Origin of the sequence: Pseudomonas sp. xss_2, assembly GCF_043104195.1 — a bacterium.
Taxonomy (GTDB): Bacteria; Pseudomonadota; Gammaproteobacteria; order Pseudomonadales; family Pseudomonadaceae; genus Aquipseudomonas; species Aquipseudomonas urmiensis.
The window spans coordinates 36,523-61,109 of the sequence record NZ_JBICKL010000013.1; the positions used below are offsets into that span (position 1 = coordinate 36,523).

Genomic DNA, 24,587 nt, shown 5'->3' on the forward strand with positions numbered 1-24,587 from the left:
CCTTTCAAGCGACCGTTCATGCGTTCGGGACAGGCAGTAATCTCTCTGATAGCTTAGTGGCGAACCGAAGGCTTTGCCGACGGTCCAAGGCCGACTATTGCTGTTCTACAAGGATCATCATGACGCTTGTCAAACTGACTTCCGTGGCTGTGCTGGCCGTGGCGCTGAGCGCCTGCCAGAGCCTGTTCACGCCCAACTATCGGGCCCCGCTCGAGGTCAAGCGCGACGCCTGGGAGCACGTCAAGCCGGGCTGCAGCGAAAGCGACTGCCCGCTGGTGAACATCGACACCATTCACTTCCCCGACCTGCCCAAGCTCGACGCCATCGTCGAGCGCCGCCTGCTGCAACTGACCGAGGACAACCAGCGCAGCAGCGCGCCGACCTCGCTCAAGGCCTACGAAGATCAATACCTGGCCAGCGCCGACAAGCGCAACAGCAGCTATTTGCAAGCCAAGGTACGCGAGCAGCATGACGGGCTGGTGATCATCGAGCTGTCCAGTTATCTGGACAGCGGTGGTGCCCATGGCATGCCTGGGCGCGGTTTCATCAACTATTCGCGCAAGCAGGACAAAGTCCTGACCCTGCAAGACATGCTGGTGCCGGGCCAGGAAGAGACGTTCTGGAAAACCGTCGAAGAGTCGCACCGTGCCTGGATGATCAGCACCGGCATGGACAAGGACCCGGAATTCGTCAAGACCTGGCCGTTCAAGAAGTCCCCGCACATCGCCCTGACCTATGGTGCGGTCGTGGTGAAGTACGAGGTCTATGCCATCGCGCCCTATTCCATGGGCCACATCGAGCTGAAAATCCCTTACCCACGCCTGAACGGCGTGCTCAAGCCTGAGCTGTTTCCCGGGCGCGGCTAAGGTTTAGCAGCCCGAATAGCACCCCTGCCAGCAGCACTGCTGGCAGGGTCGCGCCCACCTCTGGCGCCTGGCTGGCCATTACGTGATAGGCCGCCACTCCCACCACCCAGGCCAGCAGCGCCTGCCAGTGCAGACCTTCGACCCGCAGCGGCATCTGCCGACGGCGAATCACGAAGTGATCCATCAGCACCACGCCGAACAGCGGCGCGAACACCGAGCCGATCAGCAGCAGGAAGTTCTCGTACTGGGCCAGTGGCGCCAGGTAGGCGATCAGCGTGCACAGCACACCAATGGCCAATGCCAGGTGCTCGACCTTCAGGCGCACCAGCAACCCACTCGAGACCGCGCCGGAATGGATATCGGCGAAGGCGTTTTCGGTTTCGTCGAGCAGAATCAGCAGCAGCGGGATGCCAAGACCGGCACCGGCCAGTGCCAGCAACAACGCATTGGCTTCGCCACTTGGGGCGAACGCCAAGGTGTAGGCCACGCCCAGGCTCATCAACCAGGCGTTACCCAGCAAATAACCCAGCGCGGTGCCGGCGAACACCCGGCTGGCGCGCTGGGCGAAGCGCGAGTAGTCGGCAATCAGCGGCAACCACGACAGCGGCATGGCGATCACGATGTCAAAACCCACTGCCAGCGACATCGAGCCATCGCCGGTACGGTTCCAGATCTGGGCCAGATCGGCCTTGGCGAACAGGTTCCAGGTCAGCCACAGGCAGGCGCCGAGTAACAGCCAGATGCCCCACTTGCGCAGGATCTTGCGCACGAACGTCAGCGGTCCGCAGATCGCTAACAATGTGGCCAGGGCGCCGAAGCACAGGGTCCACAGCAACGGGCTGGTCCAGGCGCTGCCTTCACCGAAAGCGCGTGCCGAGAGCAGGCTGGCGGCGTCGCGCATGACGATGATCTCGAACGAGCCCCAGCCGATCAGTTGCAGCAGGTTGAGCACTGCCGGCAAGCGCGCGCCATGTCCACCCAAGGTCAAGCGCAGGGTGCCCATGGCCGACAGGCCGGTGTCGCTGCCGATCACCCCGGCGGCCGCCAGCAGCAGCACGCCTACCGCCGTGCCAAGGACGATGGCCAGGACCGCGCCAGCCAGGCCCAGGCCTGGGGCGAGCATGGCGCCGACTTGCAGCACCATCAAGCCGGTGCCGAGGGAGAACCACAGGACGAACAGGTCGCGAGCGCCGAACAGGCGCTGGCTGGCGGGGATCGGGTGATCGGGGGAAAAGTGGCTGGGGGTGCTCATGCGTTGACTCGCCGCAAAGGTTGGAGTGGGGGAACGTGGGGGCGGACTTGCCCCGCGATAGCATCAGCAGGTGCAACCTGGTTGCCTGCGCTGACGCTATCGCGAGGCAAGCCCGCCCCCACGATTGATCGAGCCCTGAAAGCCTCTAGACTTTCTGGTACAGCTGGCTACCTGCCTGGCGGAACCGCTCGGACTGCTCGCGCATGCCCTGCTCAACCGACACATCCACGGCATCGATCCGCTGGTTGGCAGCGTACTCGCGCACTTCCTGGGTGATCTTCATGGAGCAGAACTTCGGCCCGCACATCGAGCAGAAGTGCGCGACCTTGGCCGATTCCTTGGGCAGGGTCTCGTCGTGGAACGCGCGCGCGGTGTCTGGGTCCAGGCCAAGGTTGAACTGGTCCTCCCAGCGGAACTCGAACCGCGCCTTGGACAAGGCGTTGTCGCGAATCTGTGCGCCCGGATGGCCCTTGGCAAGGTCGGCGGCATGCGCGGCGATCTTGTAGGTGATGATGCCGGTCTTGACGTCATCCTTGTTCGGCAAGCCCAGGTGTTCCTTGGGCGTCACGTAGCAGAGCATGGCGCAACCGAACCAGCCGATCATCGCCGCACCGATACCGGAGGTGATGTGGTCGTAGCCCGGCGCAATGTCGGTGGTCAGGGGGCCGAGGGTGTAGAACGGCGCCTCGTCGCAGCACTCCAGCTGCTTGTCCATGTTTTCCTTGATCAGTTGCATCGGCACATGCCCTGGGCCTTCGATCATGCACTGCACGTCGTGCTTCCAGGCGATCTTGGTCAACTCGCCGAGCGTCTCCAGCTCACCGAATTGGGCCTCGTCGTTGGCATCGGCGATCGAACCCGGACGCAGGCCATCACCCAGCGAGAAGCTGACGTCGTAGGCCTTCATGATCTGGCAGATTTCATCGAAATGGGTATAGAGGAAGTTTTCCTGGTGATGCGCCAGGCACCACTTGGCCATGATCGAGCCGCCGCGGCTGACGATGCCGGTCACCCGCTTGGCAGTCAGCGGTACGTAGCGCAGCAGCACGCCGGCGTGAATGGTGAAGTAGTCCACGCCCTGCTCGGCCTGTTCGATCAGGGTGTCGCGGAACAGCTCCCAGGTCAGGTCCTCGGCCACCCCGCCGACTTTTTCCAGGGCCTGGTAGATCGGCACGGTACCGATCGGCACCGGCGAGTTACGGATGATCCACTCGCGGGTTTCGTGAATGTGCTTGCCGGTGGACAGGTCCATCACCGTGTCCGAGCCCCAACGGATGCCCCAGGTCAGCTTGGCGACTTCTTCCTCGATCGATGAACCCAGGGCGCTGTTGCCGATGTTGCCGTTGATCTTCACCAGGAAGTTACGGCCGATGATCATCGGCTCGAGTTCGGTGTGGTTGATGTTGGCCGGAATGATCGCGCGGCCACGGGCGATTTCTTCACGGACGAACTCAGGGGTGATTTCTTTCGGAATGCTGGCCCCGAAGCTGTGGCCGGCATGCTGCTGGCTGAGCAGGCCGGCGGCGCGGGCCTCTTGCAGCTTCATGTTCTCGCGGAGGGCGACGTATTCCATCTCGGCGGTGATGATGCCCTGGCGCGCGTAGTGCATCTGGGTGACGTTGGCGCCCGCCTTGGCCCGGCGCGGGTTGCGCACGTGGGCAAAGCGCAGTTTGGTCAGCTCGGCGTCGTTCAGGCGCTGCTGGCCGAAGTTCGAGCTCAGGCCTTCGAGGCGCTCGGTGTCACCGCGGTCGTCGATCCAGGCCGAGCGCACATCGCCCAGGCCCTTGCGCACATCGATGATGACCTCAGGGTCGGTGTACGGGCCAGAGGTGTCATACACCAGCACCGGCGCGTTGCTTTCGCCGCCGAAATCGGTGGGGGTGTCATCCAGGCTGATTTCACGCATGGGTACGCGAATGTCGGGGCGCGAGCCTTGGACATAGACCTTGCGGGAACGGGTGAAGGGTTGCACGGACTGCTGATCGACTTGCGCCGATTCGCTGAGGTTGATCGTTTTTTCTTGTTTGCTCATCACAGGCTCCAGACGGCTTCCTAGCGGCGGAATGTCGGGGAGAACCTGAATGACGCGGACGCAGCCCTAGAGGGGTGCAGTGCCGGATACCTGGAGTGCCATTGAGCGTGTGAGCTGCTCGACAAATCCCGGACCTGGCACAAGAGACTCGCCGGGAAAGCGAGAAATCTTGTTCCCTACGCAGGCGTTAACCTGATCAGGTTCAACGGGATCCGCACCTATGCGATCTCAGCCTTTGCTTCAAGGCACCCCGACAAGAACATGCGCAGTCTAGACTGGAGTGGCAGCTCAAGCCAAGAGTGCTTGTGACACGGATGATGAAAGGCGCAACTGACCGATTGTTGCCGGCGGCGCGCGGCACTACACTGGCCCATCGCTCGAAACTCAACAGTTCAGTAATTCAAACTCGTACAAGGATTGCCCTATGCTGCGCAAACTTTCACTGGCGATTGCCGTGTCTTGTGCGTCCAACGGAGCGGTATGGGCAGCGGATGTGCCCATGACGATCAAGACCGACCTGGTCAGCGTCTACCAGGAGGCGGCCAGCAACAACGCCGACCTCGCCGCCGCCCGTGCCGACTACGGCGCCCGCCGCGAGGTGGTGCCGCAAGCCCGGGCAGGCCTGCTGCCGAATCTCTCGGCCGGCGCCGAGATGATGAACACCCGGACCAAGCTCGACGAACCCTCGATCACCTCCAATCGCAGTGGCAACTCGTGGAGTGCGACCCTGTCGCAGCCGATCTTCCGCGCCGACCGCTGGTTCCAGTTGCAGGCGGCCGAAGCGGTCAACGAGCAGGCCGCGCTGGAACTCTCGGCCACCGAGCAGAACCTGATCCTGCAAACCGCGGAAAACTACTTTGCCGTGCTACGCGCCCAGGACAACCTGGCCTCGACCAAGGCCGAGGAAGCAGCCTTCAAGCGCCAGCTCGACCAATCCAATGAACGCTTCGACGTCGGCCTTTCCGACAAGACCGACGTGCTGCAATCGCAGGCCAGCTACGACACCGCAAGGGCCAACCGGATCATCGCCGAGCGCCAGGTGCAGGACGCCTTCGAAGCCCTGGTGACCTTGACCAACCGCGAGTATGGCTCGCTGCAAGGAGTGGTTCACAGCCTGCCAATCCAGGTACCGACCCCGAACGACGCCAAGACCTGGGTCGAAACGGCAGCCCGGCAGAACCTCAACCTGCTGGCGACCAATCACGCCGTCACCGCCGCCGAAGAAACCCTGCGCCAGCGCAAGGCCGGCCACGCGCCAACCGTGGATGCGGTGGCCCGCTATCAGAAAGGTGACAACGACAGCCTCGGCTTCACCAACCCCGCGCCGCAAGCCGGGGTGCGCTATGGCGGCGATGTCGAGCAGACCAGCATTGGCTTGCAGTTGAACATCCCGATCTACAGCGGCGGCTTGACCAGCTCGCAAGTGCGCGAGGCCTATCAGCGCCTGAGCCAGAGCGAGCAACAGCGCGAAAGCCTGCGCCGCCAGGTAGTGGAGAACACCCGTAACCTGCACCGGGCAGTGAATACCGATGTCGAGCAGGTGCAGGCGCGCAAGCAGTCGATCATTTCCAACCAGAGTGCGTTGGAAGCGACCGAAATTGGCTATCAGGTGGGTACGCGCAACATCGTCGATGTGCTCGATGCGCAGCGTCAGCTGTATACCTCGGTGCGCGACTACAACAACAGCCGCTATGACTACATCCTCGACAACCTGCGCCTGAAGCAGGCGGCCGGGACCTTGAGCCCGCAAGATCTGCAGGATCTGGGGCGCTACCTGAAGGCCGATTACAATCCGGACCGGGATTTCCTGCCGCCGGACCTGGCGGCGGCAGCGGCGAAGAATTTCGAACGCAGGCCCTGAAGGCCACGCTAGACCGGCCTCGCCGCGGGGCAAGCCCGCTCCCACGCTGTCGACGCACCCTCATGAACGTGCAACACAACGTGAGCGCGGGCTTGCCCCGCGATGAGGCCCGAGAGGACCGCCTCGTTCAGCGAATCAGCGCGTCCAGCCCATCCAGCAACCGCTGCAACGCGCCTTGATTGGCCTGCATCACGGCCCGCCCCGCCTCACCCATGCGCCGAGCATCCTGCGGCAACTCAACCAGCCGGCGCACAGCCGCAGCCAGCCCCTCGGCATCGTCCACCGCCTGCAACGCCCCGGCATCGCGCAGCATCGCGCTGATCTCCAGGAAGTTGAACACGTGCGGCCCCATGATCACCGGCAGCGCCAGCGCCGCCGGCTCCAGCGGGTTATGCCCGCCCGTGGCCACCAGGCTGCCGCCAACGAAGGCGATATCGGCCAGCGCATACAAAAACAGCAACTCTCCCATGGTGTCGCCCAGTAGCACGCGCGTCTGGCCATCGACTGCATCGCCGCTCGAACGCCGCACCGTGGCGAACTGCTCACGACACAACTCATGCACCGCGTTGAACCGTTCAGGGTGGCGCGGCACCAGGATCAACAGCGCATCGCCGTGCACTTCCAGCAACTGCCGATGGGCCTCGAGCACCAGGGCATCCTCGCCCTCATGGGTACTGGCGGCGATCCATACCGGACGCTGCTCGGCCTGCCACTGCTCACGCAATAGCCGGGCGCGCGGCAGCAGCTGCGCGTCGAGCTTGAGGTCGAACTTGATCGAGCCGGTCACCTGCACGCATTCGGGCCGCGCGCCCAGGCTGCGAAAGCGCTCGGCTTCGACCTCGGTCTGCACCGCAATCAGGTTCATTTCGGCCAGCATGGGCCGGGTCAGGCCGGCGAAGCGCCCATAACCACGGGCCGAACGCTCAGACAACCGGGCGTTGGCCAAGGCCACCGGGATGCCGCGCTTGGCGCACTGATGAATGTGGTTCGGCCACAACTCGGTTTCCATGATGATGCCCAGCTGCGGCCGCACATGATCAAGAAAGCGCCCTGCAGCCCACGGCAAGTCGTAGGGCAAGTAGCAGTGCTGGACGCGCGGCTCATCGGCGAACATCGCGCGAATCCGTTCCGAGCCGGTCGGGGTCATGCAGGTCAAGGTAATGGGCAGCTCTGGATAGGCCTTGAGCAAGGCCCGTACCATCGGCGCGGCAGCGATGCTTTCACCGACCGAAACCGCATGCACCCAGATGCCACCCTGCTGCATGGCCGGCAGACCCAGGGCGAAGCGCTCGCCGATGCGTTGGCCATACGCGGACGCCTTGCGCGCCCGCAGGAACAGGCGCAGCGCAACCAGCGGCAGGCCCAGGTGAAACAGCAAGGTATAGAGGGTTCTGTTCATGGCGGCGCAGTTTACTAGGAACTGTATGAAAAGGCCTGCGCTTAGGCCTGTCCGGTAAAAAAACGCCACACAATCACTTGCCCGGCCGCTTTTCCTACAGCCCTAGCCAATTGCCCGCAGGTGCACGGCGAAACGTTCCGCAAGCCATTGTGCTGCCGGCCCCAGCGGCTGATCGCGACGCCAGGCCAGCTCCACCACCAACGCAGGCGGGCGCCACTCACTGTCGAGCTCGACCATCTGCGCCTGATAGGTCGGGTACTGCACCACATGCCGCGGCAACCAGGCCCAACCCAGGCCACGCATGAGCAGCTCGGCCATCGCATAGAAACTGTCGGCCCGCCAGATCTGCGGGCTGATCGCCTCGCCGCCGGGATAACCGCTCTGTTGCGGGGTGATCAACAGCTGCCGATGGCGGGCCAACTGCTGACGATTGACCCGCCCCTCGCGGGCCAGCGGATGATCGACGGCGCACACCGTGACCATTTCCACGCTGCCCAGGGCACGCCGCTCCAGCGAGGCGGGAATGCGCTCGTGGTGGAAGAACAAGCCCAGGTCGGAGTGGCGCTCAACTAGCTTGCGCGCCACATCGCCCTGGGCGCCGCTGGCCAACTGCACCTCCAGGAACGGAAAGCGGCTGGCCAGCTCATCCAGGCTGTCGATTACCGGCTGGTAAGGCATCGCCTCATCCTGGGCCACCCGCAGCAGTGCCTCCTGGCCGCGCATCAATGCCAACGCCCGCCCCTCCAGGCGCTCACACTGGCGCAGCAATTCGCGAGTATCTTCGAGCAAGGCCGCGCCGCGTTCGGTCAATTGCGGCTGACGCCCACTGCTGCGCTCGAACAGCGTCACGCCAAGGTCGGCCTCCAGCAGAGCGATGGCGCTGCTCACCGCGGACTGCGCCTTACGCTGTTCGCGGGCAACCGCAGAAAACGAGCGCAGCTCAGCCACCCGGACGAACAGGCGCAGTTGTTCAAGGTTCCACTGCTCGGCCATAACCTATCTCCAAATATGATAGGTAATGACTTTACCGCATCCCATGAACGCCTAAAATGCCTGCCTAGCAACCGAGGATTACCGCATGAACGCCTACACCTACCTGGCCATCGCCATCTGCGCCGAAGTCATCGCCACCGCTTCGATGAAAGCGGTCAAGGGCCTGAGCACACCCCTGCCGCTGCTGCTGATGGTCTGCGGCTACGCCGTCGCGTTCTGGATGCTGACCCTGGTGGTGCGCAGCATCCCGGTGGGCATTGCCTACGCCATCTGGTCGGGCCTGGGGATCGTCCTGATCAGCATCGCCGCGCTGGTGATCTACGGGCAGAAACTGGATGTCCCGGCCATGCTCGGGATGGCCATGATCGTCGGTGGCGTAGTGGTGATCCAGGTGTTCAGCAAGACCGCTGGACACTGATCCAGCGCACGCTGATAAGCCCTCACGCCAGCCTCGATCGCAACACCCTGTATACTGCTCAACTGTCCCAGTATTCGAGGTGCCCGCATGCCATCTGCCATTTCCACTGACGTGTTGATCGTCGGCGCCGGGGTCGCAGGCCTCTGGCTCAATGCCCGACTGCGGCGCCTGGGCTACTCAACCGTGCTGGTGGAACGCGCCAGCCTCGGCGGCGAGCAGACCATCAAATCGCAAGGCATCATTCACGGCGGCATCAAATATGCCCTGACCGGCAGCCTGACCGGTGCTTCCGAAGCCATCGCCGACATGCCGCGCCGCTGGCGCGAGGCGCTTAGCGGCAGCGGTGAGCTGAACCTGGATAAGGTCCGCCTGCTCTCCGACGCCCACTACCTGTGGTCGCCCGGCAGCCTGCTGGGCAATGTCACCAGTTTCTTCGCCAGCAAGGCCATGCGTGGCCGAGTCGATCAGGTCAAGGGCGAGCAACTGCCGCCAGCCCTGCAAGACCGTGCCTTCAAGGGCAAGGTCTATCGCCTGGCCGAACTGGTCATCGACGTGCCCAGCCTGCTGGCCAACCTGGCCGAGCTGGCCGGTGACAGCCTACTGGCCGGCGAGCGGATCGAACCGCTGCACGACGCTGACGAACTGGTCGGCCTGCGCGTCGACGGCCGTGACATTCGCGCCCAGCGCATCGTCCTCAGCGCCGGCGCCGGTACTGAAGAGCTGCTCCACGCCCTGGGCTTGAGCCAACCCGCCATGCAGCGCCGACCACTGCACATGGTCCTGGCCAAAGGGCCGAACCTCAAGCCGCTGTACGCCCACTGCCTGGGTGGCGGGCCAAAGCCACGCATTACCGTGACCACCCACCCGGCCGCAGATGGCCAGTGGGTCTGGTATCTGGGGGGCGATCTTGCCGAAGCCCATGGTGTGGCCCGCGAGCCGGCTGCACAAATTGCCGCCGCACAGAAAGAAGTCGCCGACCTGCTGCCCTGGGTAGACCAGAGCCAGGTCCGTTGGGCCACCCTGCGCGTCGATCGCGCCGAGCCTGCGCAATCGGGCCTGGTCCGCCCGGATAACGCCTTCCTCGCCGAACAACAGCGCCTGCTGGTTGGCTGGCCAACCAAACTGGCCTTGGCCCCGGACTTCTCCGACCGGGTGCTGGCAAGCCTTGAGCGTGACGGCATCCGCCCGGCAGCCCAACCTGATCTGGCCGACCTGCCGCGCCCCGCGCTCGGCGTTGCGGCCTGGGAGCAACTGCTGCCATGAGCCTGCCAACCCTGCATGACTGGCACCGCGCCTTGGGTAGCACCGGGCTCAAGGTTTCCCCGCTGGGCCTGGGCACGGTCAAGTTCGGCCGCGACCAGGGCGTCAAATACCCCAACGGCTTCACCATCCCTGGCGACGACGATGCGCGCCTGCTGCTGGCCCAGGCCCGGGAGCTGGGCATCAACCTGATCGACACTGCCCCGGCCTATGGTCGCAGTGAAGAACGCCTCGGCCCGCTGCTGCGCGGCCAGCGTGATCAATGGGTGATCGTCAGCAAGGTTGGCGAAGAGTTCGAGGACGGCCAGTCGCGCTTCGATTTCAGCGCGGCGCACACGCGTTTTTCCGTTGAGCGCAGCCTCAAGCGGCTGGAGACCGACCACATCGAACTGGTGTTGGTGCATTCGGACGGCAACGACCTGGCGATCCTTGAGCAGCAAGAGGTCTATCAAACCCTCGCCGCCCTCAAGCAAGAAGGCAAGATCCTCGGCTTCGGCTTCTCCGGCAAGACCGCTGCGGGCGGGCTCAAGGCGCTGGAGCAAGGCGACTGTGCGATGGTCACCTACAACCTCAACGAGCAAGCCGAACGCCCGGTGCTGGACTACGCTGCCGAGCACGGCAAGGCCATCCTGGTGAAAAAGGCCCTGGCCAGCGGTCACGTATGCCTGGCGCCCGGGGTCGATCCGGTGCAGGCCAGCTTTGAGCTGCTGTTCGCCCACCCAGGGGTGAGCAGTGCTATTGTCGGCACCATCAATCCGCTGCACCTGGCCCATAACGTGGCCACCGTCGCCCGCATTCTGGGCCAGCATTGAGCCGACCTGTCGGCAGTTCTGCGCAAGGAGGAGTCTCGTGCCGCGTACGCTGATTCGCAAGAACCCGAGCAACTTCAAGACCCTGCCGCTGCACGTCGAAGCTACCCCGGACGGCCTGACTTACCAGAGCATCGGCATGCCCCTGAACTTCGCCCAGACCCTGCAGCGGCGCAAGGCCGTGCAGTTGGCCGACAGCGAACGTTTCGTGGTCGAGTTGGCCAACCTGGGTGTTTCGGTACGCCTGACCCTGCACTGGCAGAATCGCGATTACTGGGTGCTGGTACGCCAGCGCCGCCAGGACCGTGGCGATGTGGTGCTCAAGCTGATCTCCGGCTACGTGCCGGCGCAGGAGCTCAACCTGCCGCTGCACACCGCGATCCAGGAAGTTGCCGAAGAGTGCCTGCTGGAGACACCCGAAGGCTGGCTCGGCGGGCGCTTCAACGATACCTGGCTGCCCGCGCCGTATGCCGCGGCCCTGCACTACCGCGAAGCGCTGCCCTTTGTGCTCACCCCGCAGTCGGGTGCAGCGCGACCGGTGCACTGTGCCAACCTGGTCTTGATGGAGCGGCCACGGGCCTATGTGCACCTGCCGACGGCGTCATTGCAGCTGATCTATGACCTGCGTTTGCAGGTGCCGAGGGAAGCCAAGTCGCTGAGTCTGTTTCATGTCGATGAACGGCTCGAAGGTGATCAATTGGTCGCCCGCCTCAATCGCAAGCGCCCAGATCTGTACCTGATGCCGCTCAAGGACGGGCAGCCGACCGCCGAGCTTTACACCCTGAAGAAAGATGAGCTGATACCTGCCAGTACCCGTGGCCTGTACCTGGCGGAGAGCTTTGCCCAGCAGGAAGGCTGGGTGGTGCGCGATGAGCGGATTCGCTGGAAAGAATGGGTGAGGCAGCAGGGGCTGGTGGAGCCCAAGCCGGACTCGCAGATGCAGCGCTTTACCGGTAAGGCGCGCGCGCTGCTGGAGCGAGCCAGGACAACCCTGCAAAAGTAGCTAGATGCATCGCGGGGCAAGCCCGCTCCCACCCCGCGCTCCACGTCTTTCTCGGCAGTGGAGTGGGGGCGTGGGAGCGGGCTTGCCCTGCGATGGACTCAACTCAGTTCTTGCGAATTTTCTCGACGATGGCGGTGGTAGAGCTGTTCTCCACCAAGCCAAGCACCTTCACCGTCCCGCCGTAGCCTTTGACGATATCGGCCCCGACCACCTGGTCGATACCATAGTCGCCGCCCTTGACCAGCACATCCGGCTTGACCTGGCTCAGCAGGTTCTCAGGCGTCCCCTCAGGGAAGCTGATCACCCAGTCCACCGCGCCAAGGCCTGCCAGTACCGCCATGCGCCGGTCGACACTGTTGATCGGCCGACCCGGCCCTTTCAGGCGGCTGACCGAGGCATCATCGTTGACCGCCACGATCAAACGATCGCCCTGGGCCCGCGCCTGCTCCAGGTAGGTCACGTGACCGGCATGGAGAATGTCGAAGCAACCGTTGGTGAAGACGATCTTCTCGTTGTGCGCGCGTGCGTCGTCAATCGCCAGCAACAGCTGGTCAAGACTCAGTACGCCGCGCTCGGAGCCTTCCTCACGCTGAATCGCACGACGCAGCTCCGGGGCACTGATCGCCGCGGTACCCAGCTTGCCGACCACGATGCCGGCGGCCAGATTGGCCAGGGCCACCGCATGTGGCAGATCCTCGCCCGCGGCGATGGCAGCAGCCAGGGTCGAGATGACGGTATCGCCGGCACCGGTAACGTCGAACACTTCACGCGCTCGCGCAGGCAGGTGCAGGGCCGGGTGATCGGCGCGTATGAGGGTCATGCCATGCTCGCCACGGGTCACCAGCAGCGCGCCCAGTTCCAAGTCCTGCATCAGTTGCAGGCCCTTGGCGACCAGGTCGGCCTCATCGACGCAGCGGCCGACGATGGTCTCGAACTCGCTCAGGTTCGGCGTGATCAAGCTGGCGCCACGGTAAATCGAGAAATCCTTGCCCTTGGGGTCGGCCAACACCGGAATGCCCTTGGCACGAGCGGCCTGGACCAGGCTCTGGTGGTTCTTCAGGGCGCCTTTGCCGTAGTCGGAAAGGACCAGCACCTTGACCCCGTCGAGCAGGTTATCGACCTCTTCGCCCAGCGACAGTGGGTCGGTGGCGAACGGTTCTTCGAAGTCGATGCGCAGCAGTTGCTGGTGACGGCTCATGACCCGCAGCTTGACGATGGTCGGCTGGTGGGCAATGCGCTGGAAGATCGAGCGCACACCCGCCGCTTGCAGGCTGTTGGCCAGGCTATCGGCAGCTTCATCCTGGCCGGTCACGCCGACCAGCGATGCCGGGGCGCCGAGCGCGGCGATGTTCAGCGCGACGTTGGCCGCGCCGCCTGGGCGATCCTCGATCTGTTCGACCTTGACCACAGGCACTGGCGCTTCCGGCGAAATACGTGAAGTACCGCCATGCCAGTAGCGGTCGAGCATGACATCGCCGACCACCAATACCGGGGCTTGATCGAAACGCGGCATGGACAACTTCATGGGCAACCCATATGGAAAAATTAACAGGGGCAGGATATTAGCACAGGGTAGGCGATGGCTTTACGGCCAACCTGCACCAGACAAACGCAGTGACAATCGGGGCCGCTAATGGCCCCGATTGAAGTGTTTCAGGTGATATCGACCTTTTCTGGCTCGTCCAGGCCCATGGCGTGCAGGCGGGCATAATAGCCATTAGCCTGCAACAACTGGGCATGAGTGCCGCGCTCGACCAATTTGCCCTGGTCCATTACCAGGATCATGTCGGCCTTCTCGATGGTCGACAGGCGGTGGGCGATGACCAGGGTGGTGCGGCCCTTCATCACATGATCCAGGGCTGCCTGGATGTGCCGCTCGGATTCGGTATCCAGCGCCGAAGTCGCCTCGTCGAGAATCAACAGCGGAGCGTTCTTCAGCAATGCCCTGGCGATCGCCAGGCGCTGGCGCTGGCCACCGGACAGCAGCACGCCGTTCTCGCCAACCTGGGTATCGAAGCCCTTGGGCAACTGATCGACGAAGTCCTTGGCATAGGCATCGGCTGCGGCAGCCTCGATGGCCTCACGCGGTGCGCCAGCCAGGTCGCCATAGGCGATGTTGTTGGCCACGGTGTCGTTGAACAGGGTGACGTGCTGGGTCACCTGGGCGACGTGCCGGCGCAGGTTGCGCAGCTTGTACTCTTCGATCTCGACGCCATCGAGCAGGATCTGCCCTTTGTCGTGGTGGTAGAAGCGCGGAATCAACCCGGCCAGGGTCGACTTGCCGCTACCGGAGCGACCGACCAAGGCAATCATCTGCCCAGGCTCGGCGGTGAAGCTGATGTCGCTGAGCACCTCGCGCTCGGTACCTGGGTAGGTAAAGCTGAGGTTGCGCACTTCCAGGCGACCCTCGACCCGCTCTTTTTCCACGGTGCCGGTGTCCTGCTCGGGCTTCTCGTCCAACTGCTCGAAGATGCTCTCGGCGCCGGCCAGGCCCTTCTGGATGGTCGAGCTGACTTCCGACAGCTGGCGAATCGGCTTGGGCAGCAGGCCCGCGGCGGTGATGTAGGCGACCAGGTCACCCGCCGAAGCATCGCCACGCAGGAACAGCACCAGGAACATCAGCGAAGCCATGGCGCTGTAGATCACCAACTGCAGCATCGGCGTGTACAGCGCGCCGGTCTTGGTCATGCGCAGCTGCTTGTCGGTGTTGCTCTGGCTGGCGGCGCCAAAACGGCGCTGCTCGTAAGCCTCGCCGCCGAAGCTGCGCACCACGCGATAACCCTGGATGGTTTCGGAGGCAACGTGGGTCACGTCGCCCATGGCCACCTGGATCTTCTTGCTCTGCTTACGGAATTTCTTGCTGGCGGTGCTGACCATCACGGCGATGATCGGCAGGATGGCGAGCATCACCAGGGTCAGTTTCCAGTTCATCCACAGCAAGTAGGCGAACAGGAACACCACGGTCAGGCCTTCGCGGATCACCACCTTGATCGCATCGGTGGCGGCACCGGTGACCATGGTCACGTTGAAGGTGATGCGGGAAATCAGGTGACCGGAGTTGTGGTTGTCGAAATAGCGGTTGGGCAATACCAGCAGCTTGTTGAACAACTCAACACGCAAGTCGTGCACCAGGCCCAAGGAGACCTTGGCCAGGAAGTAGTTACCCAGGAACGAGCCCAGGCCCTGCCACGCGGCGATCAGGATGATCAACAGCGGCACTGCCTGCAGCAACTGCAGGTCACGCAGATAGGGGACATTGGGGAACAATACCGCTTGCGGATTGCTCAACCCATCGACGAAATACTTGAGAATCCCCGCCAGCATCGGCTGAGTCGAGGCGAAGATTATGAAACCCACGATACTCAGCATGAAAATGCCAATGTAGGGTTTCACGTAGCTCAACAGCCGGAAATAGATTTTCAGGCTGGAGGTGTGCTCCGCAGGTAGCGGTGTTTCGGCCATCATCGAGCTCACTGTTCAGGTTGAACCGCAAATTTTAACACAGGCGTTTCCTTGCCAAAGTATCGGGCAACACCATCATGGTACTGCTGCCTGTTTTTCGGCATTATGGCCGGTCATTTTTGCTTGCCAGACGACAAGGCCCTATCCATGCAATGCTCCCGGCTCTCCCAGGTCGACTTCGATCAGCTGACACTTGGCGCCCAGGTGCTTGAGGCAGATAGCCACGGCGCCAAAGTCTACCTGCTTGAGGATGGAAATATCCTCAAGGTTTTTCGTCGCAAGCGATTGATTTCATCTGCGCTGCTGCGGCCGTACTCGCAACGCTTCGTCGACAATGCCGCGCGCCTGGCGCAATTGGGCATCCCCACCCTCGAAGTGATCAGCCAGCACAAACTCGAGCTGCCAGGGCGCACCGCCGTGCTCTATCGTCCGCTGCCAGGGCGCACCTTGCTGCAGTTGTCACGCGAAGCGGGCTTCAGCTGGGACAGCTACCTGCCAAGGCTGGTCGAGCTGATTCGCCAGCTGCACCGCTCGGGGATCTACTTCCGCTCGCTGCACCTGGGCAATGTGGTTGAAACGCCTGACCAGCAACTTGGCCTGATCGATGTGGCCGACATGCGTTTTCTGCGCGCCCCACTGTCGTCACGCATGGTTCGGCGCAATGTGCAGCACATGGCGCGTTACATCGAACGGGAAAACCTGGCCAGCCGCTTCCCTCTCGCCGAGCTTGAGGCGGCCCTGCTACCGGGCTGAGCCCAAGCCACGCAGCAGCTCGGCCGAGCCTTGCTGGAAAGCCTGCCAGGCCTGCTCCGGCGCCAATGCCTGGCGTTGGCGCAGCGCCACCTCAGCAGCATCGAGCTGCGCACAGCGTGTGATTGCCTGGGCCCAGGCCTGGGTATCCCCGACCGGCAGGTAGCATCCCCCCTCAGCCAACTGCTCGCGAAACACCGCAAGGTCGCTGCACACCACCGGCACATCGGCCATCACCGCTTCCTGCACCACCAGGCCCAAGCCCTCGGCACGCGAGGGCACCAGCAGCCAGTCAAAGGCGCGATACAGCTGATGCAGGCTTTCCCGGTGGCCACACAGCCAAACATTGGCTGACAGCCCCAGCACCTCGATTCTTGCCTGAAGGCTGGCCCGCAGCGGGCCCTCGCCCAGTATCGCCAGGTGCAGATCGGGCTGACCGGCATGCGCCTTGGCGAACGCCTCGAGCAGCACCTCGAAGCCTTTGCTGGCTACCAGGCGGCCCACCGCGCCGAAAATCTGCCCTTGTTGCGGCAAGCCCAGGGCCTGGCGGGCCTGATCCTGGGTCAGCAAACTAGCAGAGAATGCCGCTGGATCCAGGGCCATGCGCAACGTCCGCACGGGGCGGCCAAGATCCTGCTCAAGCGACTGGGCCAAGGTCTGCGATACCGCTGCAATATCCAGCCGATCGAGCGGGACACTCAGCAACAGCTGAACATCGGCGCGGCTCAGGCGCGTTTCGCCATGAAACAGGATCGCCGCCCGCACGCCCGGCAATTGCTGCAGCAGCGGCAGCACCAGTCGGGCGACCCCGACCCCATCGAGCAACAGCACATCGGCCTGGGCAGCCAGCAATGCTCGGCGCAGCCGCCGGCGCAAAAAAGGTACCAGCAAGCGCCAGGCATGACGGCCCTTGAGCGCGCGCTGCGGCATGTTCCACTGGCGCGTGCTACCAATACCGCAGCTCAGTTCGCCGCCAAGCAGCAACCAGTTACTGATATGCGTGTGCGCCCCAGCCTGGCTCAGCACCTGATGGTGAACCTTGTGGATCGACATGTAGGGCGAGCCGCCGGCCCACATCATGTTGACGATATTCATGCGCATGACTCCGCGCGTGCGAGAAAGCCTGCCGTTACAGCGGAATCAATAAACAAAAACAGTGTTTCCCATTTCAAACACATCTTGAGGCACGACCAGTGAACAACCCACTGCCGACTCAGAACCCCAGGCTCAAGCGCAGTCGCTGCCAGGCCGACACAGGTGCGCGCGGGCGCAGCGGCGGGCGCATATGCTCGACGATATCTCGTCCAACTTGGGCAAAGCTGAAGCGTGAAACGGCCAGTTCACGTCCGTTCACGGCAATTTGCCCAGCCAGCGCCGGATCGGCACGCAGCACCTTGAGCTTTTCCTGCAACGTCGGGATGCTGTCGTACAGCACCACGTTGTGCATGTCCTGCAAGCCTAGAGCACGGTTCTCGGCTTCGCCTTGATCGAAGGCGAGCAACACGCAGCCACAGGCCATCGCCTCGAAATTCTTGATCATGTATTCGCCCATGCCGACATCGGCACTGACGAAGAAACGAATACGGTTGAGCGTGTTGCAGTAGTCCTCGCCCGAATTGGTCCGAGTGACCACCAGGTTCTCGACCTGGCCCAATTGATCGAGCAGCGCCTTGCGGCCACTGTAGGCGACGCTTTTGGTGCTACCAACGAAGGCCAACTCGATATCGCGCGCTCGCCCTTGGTCGACCAGCAACTGCTCGTCATAGCCCTTGGGCACGAACACCGCGTCGAAGCCCTCCTGACGCAGACGCTCGCTGACCATGAAGCCCGAACTGATCACCCGCGCCCACGGCAGCTTGCGATAATGCTCGCTGAACTTGCCGGTGTACTTGCAGGGGATGTAGTTCTGGTAGGCGTCGTGCTCAAGAATGACCAGGTTGGGCACTGTGCGAATGAAAGCGGCCTGGCGGATCTCCTGCTTGAAGCGCAGGAAGAAGACGATGCGGTCGTAACGCTCGACGTCCACTTCGCGCTTGAAGTAGCGGCGCAGGTTGCGTTGATCGTCGCTGCTCAGCCAGCGCAGGTCGCACTCGCAGTTGGCGGCAACACCGTCGTAGAGGCGGTCAAGGATCGCCCGCTGTTCCTTCTGCACCAGAAATAGGACTTTCATTGCGTTCCTTGGGCTCACTACGCCATCACGATCAATCATAGGTCAGGGTCTACAGTTCTCGGCGCCAGAACAGCTCATGACGGCGCACCGCCTTGCGGAAAAACTCGTTCTCGCCATAGGGCGATGGCTGGCGCCCGGCCAGATAGCGCTGGAGCAACCGACGCAGGCGGCGCTTGAACGGCGCGGACGGCTGCAGGTCATGCATCATACCCAGGGCCATCGCCTTGTCGCGCTGGGTAGGCAGATCAAGCAGTAGGCTGCACGGCGCCCACGCCTGCTCAGCGCTCATCTGCGGCGGCAAGGCCACACCATCGCCGCTGTCGCCCATCGGCCAGCGGTCGTTGTCATGCAGGTGGTTGGCGTAGCACAGCAACGTGCTGGGTTGCCAAGCTGTGCCCAGCAGCGCTTCGAGCACGGCGGCCTGGGCGCAGAGGTGATCGGGGTGAGGGTCGAGGGTTGGATGCGGCATTACCAGGATTTCTGGCTTGGCCATTTCCAGCAGCGCCCGCAGGTCAGCCAACAGATTGTTCCAAGTCGGCTCGCCGTCGGCGTCGGCCGGCAGCGGGAAAGGGTTGAAGCAGCGGAAGGGGCGGATGTCGGCCATGTCGGCTTCACGCGAGGCGGCAGGCTGATCTGGCGCAGCTTGCATGGTCGGCAACTGCAGGCAGAAGTAACCCAGCTGCACGCAACGCGACTCCGGCACCCCAGCCCAACGCGGCACGGCAATGCTGTCCCAAGCACGCAGGCGCCCTTTCAGGCGCGCGGCCTCGGCCTTGGCCAGGCCCATCTGCTGATAATGTTCGGCTTCGATCTCGCCAGCGGTCAGGGTCACCACCCAGGCTTCATCGGCCTGGCTGTAGAGCCCATAGGAGGCCAGCTCGGCATCGTCGGCATGCGGTGCGATGACCATGATGCGGCGACGGCGCAACTCGCTGTGCGCGGTTATCCACAGGCGCGGCGTGCCTAGCAAGCGGCAGTAGCGGCCGCGCAGCCGCAGGCGACCAGCGCTCAAGGCGCCGCCCAGGCCGGTCAGATTGAGAAAACGCAGGCCATCGGCGCCACGTTCGAAGGTTTGCTGATCGACCTGCTCGCCATCGAGCAGCTCGACCCGCGGATCGACGAAGCGACCGAGCCAGCCGCTCTTGACCCGGATTTCCAGGACCAGGGTTTCATCGCCGGCCAATTGCGCATCCGTCGTCAGCAGACCATCGCTCAGGCTCGCCGAGGCCTCGCGGGTCTGCTCGCCAAAGCGATACTGGTAGTCCTCACCCGGCGAATAGAACAGGTGATCGGCAAACCAGGCTTCATGGGCCGCCCAGATCAACGGCAACAGCAGCAGCGGCAACCACCACCAGCTGACAACGCCCAACACCAGCAACAGCAGCAAACCTGCCAGCAGACCTAGGCGCTTGAGGCGCCGGTGGCGTTTGAGCAACTGCTGCTTGCGGTTCATACCTGATAGACCGGCACAGAGGTGCACCAACGATCCTTGTACTCGCGGTCAGCACGACCGAAAGAGAACCGCAGCGGCTTGTTGCGCGCCCGGGCATCTTCCCAAGCGGCCTGGGTGTTGAGGAAGCTCAGCACGCTACCCGGGCTGAACGCCTTGGTTTCGGGGTCTACCCCACCGTTGACGTATTCGACGCTGATCCACTCGGGCGCCTCGACCCGGTACACCAGCTGGATGGCAATCGGTGCGCCATCGAGCAGCAGCACCGAACCGATCAGCAGCTCGCGCAGCCGCTCCAGCACTTCGGCCATGCGCTCGGCGCCAGTGGCCGGAAAACCCCAGCGACGCTTGAACAGGTCGCAGTACATGGCGGCGATTTCCGTGGCGCTGAAGTCGCTGATCGGCCGCACCACGCCGCCCGCCTCTTCGAGCAGACGCAGCTCGCGGCGCTGGTTGTAGCGAAACTTCTTCGACAAGTCTTCATGGGCGCGGGCCATCGCCAACTGCTCAGCCTGAGCCTTGAGGCCGGTAAAGCGGCCTTGGTTAAGCTCGGACAGGTAGCGCCCCGCATGGCGCAACGGCGCGCCGGCATCAGCGGCCGCCGGCAGGATCAGCTCGGCGTTACCCAGGTCGAATAGGCCTTTCTTGCCATGACGCTTGAGCACGTCCTTGGACAAGGCCAGATGCCGCCCCCAGGTAGGAATCGCCGCTTTGAGCTCACCGCTGTGCTGCCAGCCCAGATAACGCACTGGGATCTGCGCCAGGTCCGCCAGTTGTTCGACCACCAAGGGGTGAGTCGCCACGCTGCCGCCGAAGCGTTGCCAGGCCTCGGCATAAGCCGATGCGTCGATGGCCTGCCAACCGCGTTCACGCAGCGCGCGGATATGATTGAGCATCACGGCTGCACCGCCAACGCCCGCACCTGCGGCAGTTGCCAGAAGGTGTCGCGTACCGCCTGGTCGCTGAAGCGCTCGTGCAGGCGTTGCAGCATGTGCGCGGCACACGCCTGGCGCTGCTCGGCATCCAGCCCGGCCATGTGTTTAAGACCCTGGGCCAACTGCCCGGCATCGCCGAGCGCGAATAACACCCCCACGCCTTCGACCACTTCACGCGCGCCGCCGCAGGCGGTGGCCAGCAGCGGCACACCAGCGACCATCGCTTCGAGCAGGACCATGCCGAACGGCTCATGGTCGGAGCTCAGGGCAAACACGTCGAATGCCTGGAAGTAGCGCCGAGCGTCCGGCACCTGCCCCAGAAAATCGACCTGAGCGGCAATGCCAAGCTCGGCGGCCAAGGCCTTGAGCGGGTCTTCCAGGCGCCCGGTGCCGAGCACCGCCAGGCGTGCGCCAGCGGGCAGCTCCGGTAGCGCCTGGGCAAAGCCCTTGAGCAGGGTCGCTTGGTCCTTGTCCGGGTGCAGGCGACCGACGTTACCGACAATCCACGCCTGCGGGTCCAAACCAAGCGCACTGCGCGCTGCCTCCCGTGCGACCAGGCTCGCCCGCAAAGCTTCGACATCGATGCGGTTGTAGAGGGTCTGGATCCGCTCGGCCGGCCAGTTCGGCAGGCAGCGGCGCATGTCATCGCGCACTGCATCGGAAACCCCGAGCAGGCTCAGGCGCTTACTGAACAGATTGGCGAACAGTCGGCGGCCTTTGCGCTGGTAGTCGCCGAAGGCGTGGTGCACGCCGATCACCGGCAGCTTGGTGCCGAGCAAGGCGACGTAGATCGGCTTGAAGCGATGGGCGATGCAGAAACTGAAGTTGCGCTCGGCGGCAATTTTGCGCAAAGCAGCAATGGCGCCCAGCTTCAGGCCGCGTACGGCCTTGGAGCTGAACTCCAGAAACAGCACCTCATCCGACGCACAGCCGGCCGCCACCTGCGGGTCGGCCTTGCCGGTGAGGAACACCGTGGTCACCTGATAACCGCTGCCCTGGAACAGGCTGGCGTACTGGCGGGCACAATCCAGGAAAGGCCCGTCATAGCCATGGCAGAACTGCAGGACGCGCGGTTCAGAGCGGCTGGTCATAAGGCGCGGCGCCATCCTTGACGACCAGAATGTCTTCCATGATCAGGTACTGCAGGTCCGAGCCGAAGAACATGTTCAGGGCATCGGTCGGCGAGCAGATCATCGGCTCGCCACGACGGTTGAGCGACGTGTTGAGCGACACGCCGTTACCGGTCAGGTCTTCAAGCGCCTTCATCATGTCGTAGTAGCGCGGGTTGTACTCGCGCTTGAGCACCTGGGCGCGCGAGGTGCCGTCTTCGTGGACCACTTCTGGCACACGGGTTTTCCACTCTTCAGCCACTTCGAAGGTGAAGGTCATGAACGGCGCCGGGTGATCGACCTTGATCATCTGCGGCGCGACGGTGTCGAGCATCGACGGGCAGAAAGGCCTCCAGCGCTCGCGGAACTTGATCTGGTGGTTGATGCGGTCGGCCACGCCTTCCACACTCGGACAGCCGATGATCGAACGACCACCCAGCGCCCGCGGACCAAACTCCATACGGCCCTGGAACCAGGCCACCGGGTTGCCGTCGACCATGATCTTGGCGATTTGCTGCGGCATGTTGTCGAGCTTGCGCCATTTCGGCTGGCTCGGGTGACGGGCACAGGCCGCGATCACGTCCTCGTTGGAGTACGCAGGGCCGAGGTAGACGTGTTCCATCTTCTCGACCGGCACACCACGGGCATGCGACACGTAGGCAGCAGCGCCCACGGCAGTACCGGCGTCACCGGAGGCTGGCTGGACGAACAGCTCCTTGACGTCGGAACGGGCGATGATCTTCTGGTTGAGCTTGACGTTCAGGGCGCAGCCGCCCGCGAAGGCCAGCTTGCCGGTTTCCTTGAGGGTGTCGCCCAGATAATGGTCGATCATCTGCAGGGCGAGCTTCTCGAACAGCGCCTGCATGCTGGCCGCGTAGTGGATGTACGGCTCGTCGGCGATATCGCCTTCGCGCTTGGGCCCCAGCCACTCGATCAGTTTCGGCGAGAAGTAAAAGCCTTTGCCCTTCTCTTTATAGCGGCGCAGGCCGATGACGTTGGCGTACTCGGTGTTGATCACCAGTTCGCCGTTCTCGAAGCTGGCCAGGCGCGAGAAGTCGTACTTGCTGGCATCGCCGTACGGCGCCATGCCCATGACTTTGAACTCGCCATCGAGCATTTCGAAACCGAGGAACTCGGTGATCGCGCCGTACAGGCCGCCCAGCGAGTCTGGATCGAAGAACTCCTTGATCTTGTGGATCTTGCCGTTTTCGCCATAGCCAAAGAAGGTAGTGGCGTACTCACCCTTGCCGTCGATGCCGAGGATCGCGGTTTTTTCCTTGAAGCCCGAGCAGTGGTAAGCACTGGAGGCGTGAGCCAGGTGGTGCTCGACCGGCTCGATCTTGATCTTCTTCGGATCGAAGCCCAGTTGCTCCAGGCACCAGACGATCTTCTTGCGGTAGCGCTTGTAGCGACGGTTGCCCATCAGGATCGCGTCGAGGGCGCGGTCCGGGGCGTACCAGTAGCGCTTGGCGTAGTGCCAGCGAGCCTTGCCGAACAGGCTGATCGGGGCGAAGGGAATGGCTACCACATCGACGTCCGACGGCTTGATGCCGGCCTGCTCCAGGCAGAACTTCGCCGATTCGTAGGGCATGCGGTTCTTCGCATGCTTGTCACGCACGAAGCGCTCTTCTTCGGCGGCGGCAATCAGCTTGCCGTCGATGTACAGGGCCGCGGAAGGGTCATGGCTAAGGGCGCCGGACAGGCCAAGAATCGTCAATGCCAAGGGTCTAGCCTCTTCATTCGGTAGAGATGCGCCATCGGCCTCGTGGGCGGAGGACGGCTAAAGGGCGGGATTATAACGCAAAGATGGCCCGGCGCGATGGTGGTGGATCTGCTGACACCATCGCGGGGCAAGCCCGCTCCCACGGGATATGCAGAGCGCTTTACTCGGCGATCAGCCAGTCCATGCGGAAGCTGCCAGCAGTCTGCGCCAGCTCCTTGGCCAGCCACGGCAGCAGCTCGTTGAGCTCTTCTTCCAGGCCCCACGGCGGGTTGGCGATGGCCAGGCCCGACCCGTTCAAGCCCTGCGGGCTGTCCTGGTGATGGACATAGAGCTCGACGCGCAGCAGTTTCGGCGCGCCGGTGCTGGTCAGGTCCTGATAGAAGCGGGTCAGCGAACGCTGATCCTTGATCGGGTACCAGATGGCCGCGACCGTCTGGCGCATGCGGCCAATCGCCTCTTTCATGGCCACGGTGCAGCGCTTGAGCTCGTCAGCCTGCTCGAACGGCGGGTCGATCAGCATGATCGCGCGCTTTTCCTGCACCGGCAGCAGCGCCCGCGGCACATGCCAGCCTTCGCCCAGGTGAACCGTGACCCGTGGGTCTTTCTTCATGTTCTCTTTGAGCAGCGGACCGTCTTCGGGGTGCTTCTCATTGAGCAACGCGCGATCCTGCTGACGCATCAGCCGGCGAGCCAGTTCTGGCGAGCCTGGGTAGTAGCGCAGCTCGCCATCCTGGTTCAGACGCTTGATGACACGCAGGTAGTCGGCCGTGCTCGCCGGCAGATCATCGCGGTTCCACAAGCGCGCGACACCTTCCAGGTATTCACCGGTGCGCGTCGCCTGATCGCCCTGCAAGTCGTACAGGCCGAGACCGGCGTGGGTATCGATGTAGGCGAACGGCTGCTCCTTGCGCGACATCAGGGCGATGAGGCGGGTCAGCACGATGTGTTTGAGGACGTCGGCGTGGTTGCCGGCGTGGAAGGCGTGACGATAGTTCATGGCAACTCCTGCAAGGCCGGCAAGTTTACCTTGTCGCGCCTGAGGAGTCAGGCCTGACGGTGATCAGCGGCTGCCCGCTGCCGCCATGAAGCAACTAC

General features: G+C 63.4%; 20 protein-coding genes and 1 riboswitch. Of the genes, 7 read left to right on the forward strand and 13 right to left on the reverse strand.

The genetic code is table 11. From position 1 onward, the window contains the following. Nucleotides 1–119 precede the first annotated feature (119 nt). Nucleotides 120–866 (forward strand): RsiV family protein, encoded by a 747-nt coding sequence (locus ACF8K2_RS02145; protein ID WP_186555628.1) that lies wholly within the window; start codon nt 120–122, stop codon nt 864–866. Here the strand turns inward: ACF8K2_RS02145 and cytX are convergent. Together cytX and thiC are read right to left on the reverse strand one after the other, a co-directional pair. After that, the gene (gene cytX / locus ACF8K2_RS02150) at nt 835–2,118 is read right to left on the reverse strand and encodes a putative hydroxymethylpyrimidine transporter CytX (RefSeq protein WP_392463279.1); all 1,284 of its coding nucleotides are present in this window, start codon (nt 2,116–2,118) and stop codon (nt 835–837) included. The two genes, ACF8K2_RS02145 and cytX, sit on opposite strands and share 32 nt — an antisense overlap. A 145-nt stretch (nt 2,119–2,263) precedes the next feature. After that, nucleotides 2,264–4,150 (reverse strand): phosphomethylpyrimidine synthase ThiC, encoded by a 1,887-nt coding sequence (thiC, locus tag ACF8K2_RS02155; RefSeq protein ID WP_186555630.1) that lies wholly within the window; start codon nt 4,148–4,150, stop codon nt 2,264–2,266. 156 nt (nt 4,151–4,306) lie between these two features. Further along, nucleotides 4,307–4,413, reverse strand: a riboswitch (TPP riboswitch). Nucleotides 4,414–4,574: 161 nt separating this feature from the next. On the opposite strand from thiC, the gene ACF8K2_RS02160 reads away from it, so the two are divergent. Beyond that, the gene (locus tag ACF8K2_RS02160) at nt 4,575–6,011 is read left to right on the forward strand and encodes a TolC family outer membrane protein (RefSeq protein WP_392463280.1); all 1,437 of its coding nucleotides are present in this window, start codon (nt 4,575–4,577) and stop codon (nt 6,009–6,011) included. A gap of 127 nt (nt 6,012–6,138) precedes the next feature. Here the strand turns inward: ACF8K2_RS02160 and waaA are convergent, their stop codons facing one another. Together waaA and ACF8K2_RS02170 are read right to left on the reverse strand one after the other, a co-directional pair. Continuing rightward, a complete protein-coding gene (gene waaA, locus ACF8K2_RS02165; protein WP_392463281.1) occupies nt 6,139–7,410 on the reverse strand; it encodes a lipid IV(A) 3-deoxy-D-manno-octulosonic acid transferase in 1,272 nt (423 codons plus the stop codon). Between the two features lie 102 nt (nt 7,411–7,512). Next, nucleotides 7,513–8,403, reverse strand: coding sequence for a LysR family transcriptional regulator (locus ACF8K2_RS02170; protein WP_186555633.1), 891 nt, complete (start codon nt 8,401–8,403; stop codon nt 7,513–7,515). Between the two features lie 85 nt (nt 8,404–8,488). Here ACF8K2_RS02170 and ACF8K2_RS02175 point away from each other — a divergent pair, with 85 nt between their 5' ends. The 4 genes from ACF8K2_RS02175 (at nt 8,489) to ACF8K2_RS02190 (ending at nt 11,893) form a co-directional block, all read left to right on the forward strand. Further along, nucleotides 8,489–8,821 (forward strand): multidrug efflux SMR transporter, encoded by a 333-nt coding sequence (locus ACF8K2_RS02175; protein WP_010221561.1) that lies wholly within the window; start codon nt 8,489–8,491, stop codon nt 8,819–8,821. An 87-nt stretch (nt 8,822–8,908) separates the two neighbouring features. Beyond that, nucleotides 8,909–10,084: an NAD(P)/FAD-dependent oxidoreductase gene (locus ACF8K2_RS02180; RefSeq protein ID WP_392463282.1), complete on the forward strand. Its 1,176-nt coding sequence runs from the start codon at nt 8,909–8,911 to the stop codon at nt 10,082–10,084. Further along, on the forward strand, nt 10,081–10,893 hold the full coding sequence (locus ACF8K2_RS02185) for an aldo/keto reductase (RefSeq protein ID WP_392463283.1): 813 nt from the start codon (nt 10,081–10,083) through the stop codon (nt 10,891–10,893). Before ACF8K2_RS02180 ends, ACF8K2_RS02185 begins: the two co-directional genes overlap by 4 nt. Before the next feature lie 37 nt (nt 10,894–10,930). Then, on the forward strand, nt 10,931–11,893 hold the full coding sequence (locus tag ACF8K2_RS02190; protein WP_392463284.1) for a metal ABC transporter ATPase: 963 nt from the start codon (nt 10,931–10,933) through the stop codon (nt 11,891–11,893). A gap of 103 nt (nt 11,894–11,996) precedes the next feature. On the opposite strand, the gene hldE is transcribed toward ACF8K2_RS02190, so the two are convergent. Further along, a complete protein-coding gene (gene hldE / locus ACF8K2_RS02195) occupies nt 11,997–13,418 on the reverse strand; it encodes a bifunctional D-glycero-beta-D-manno-heptose-7-phosphate kinase/D-glycero-beta-D-manno-heptose 1-phosphate adenylyltransferase HldE (RefSeq protein WP_186555637.1) in 1,422 nt (473 codons plus the stop codon). Between the two features lie 128 nt (nt 13,419–13,546). After that, entirely contained in the window at nt 13,547–15,355 is a 1,809-nt protein-coding gene (msbA, locus tag ACF8K2_RS02200; RefSeq protein WP_368971325.1) for a lipid A export permease/ATP-binding protein MsbA, read from the reverse strand. Between the two features lie 147 nt (nt 15,356–15,502). Between msbA and ACF8K2_RS02205 the strand changes: the two genes are divergently transcribed. Next, nucleotides 15,503–16,108 (forward strand): toluene tolerance protein, encoded by a 606-nt coding sequence (locus ACF8K2_RS02205; RefSeq protein ID WP_186555638.1) that lies wholly within the window; start codon nt 15,503–15,505, stop codon nt 16,106–16,108. On the opposite strand, the gene ACF8K2_RS02210 is transcribed toward ACF8K2_RS02205, so the two are convergent. From ACF8K2_RS02210 to ACF8K2_RS02240, 7 genes are all read right to left on the reverse strand, one after another. Continuing rightward, a complete protein-coding gene (locus tag ACF8K2_RS02210) occupies nt 16,097–17,200 on the reverse strand; it encodes a glycosyltransferase (protein WP_392463286.1) in 1,104 nt (367 codons plus the stop codon). The two genes, ACF8K2_RS02205 and ACF8K2_RS02210, sit on opposite strands and share 12 nt — an antisense overlap. Nucleotides 17,201–17,318: 118 nt before the next feature. After that, the gene (locus tag ACF8K2_RS02215; protein ID WP_186555640.1) at nt 17,319–18,275 is read right to left on the reverse strand and encodes a glycosyltransferase; all 957 of its coding nucleotides are present in this window, start codon (nt 18,273–18,275) and stop codon (nt 17,319–17,321) included. 49 nt (nt 18,276–18,324) lie between these two features. Beyond that, a complete protein-coding gene (locus ACF8K2_RS02220; protein WP_392463288.1) occupies nt 18,325–19,728 on the reverse strand; it encodes a PIG-L deacetylase family protein in 1,404 nt (467 codons plus the stop codon). Then, nucleotides 19,725–20,621: an antimicrobial resistance protein Mig-14 gene (locus ACF8K2_RS02225; protein WP_392463289.1), complete on the reverse strand. Its 897-nt coding sequence runs from the start codon at nt 20,619–20,621 to the stop codon at nt 19,725–19,727. Before ACF8K2_RS02225 ends, ACF8K2_RS02220 begins: the two co-directional genes overlap by 4 nt. After that, a complete protein-coding gene (locus ACF8K2_RS02230) occupies nt 20,621–21,751 on the reverse strand; it encodes a glycosyltransferase (protein WP_392463290.1) in 1,131 nt (376 codons plus the stop codon). The genes ACF8K2_RS02225 and ACF8K2_RS02230 overlap by 1 nt, the downstream gene beginning before the upstream one ends. Beyond that, nucleotides 21,735–23,492 carry a carbamoyltransferase gene (locus tag ACF8K2_RS02235; protein ID WP_186555644.1) on the reverse strand — a complete coding sequence of 586 codons (1,758 nt, stop codon included), beginning with the start codon at nt 23,490–23,492 and terminating at the stop codon, nt 21,735–21,737. Before ACF8K2_RS02235 ends, ACF8K2_RS02230 begins: the two co-directional genes overlap by 17 nt. Before the next feature lie 160 nt (nt 23,493–23,652). Beyond that, a complete protein-coding gene (locus tag ACF8K2_RS02240) occupies nt 23,653–24,489 on the reverse strand; it encodes a 23S rRNA (adenine(2030)-N(6))-methyltransferase RlmJ (RefSeq protein WP_186555645.1) in 837 nt (278 codons plus the stop codon). Between the last annotated feature and the right edge of the window lie 98 nt (nt 24,490–24,587).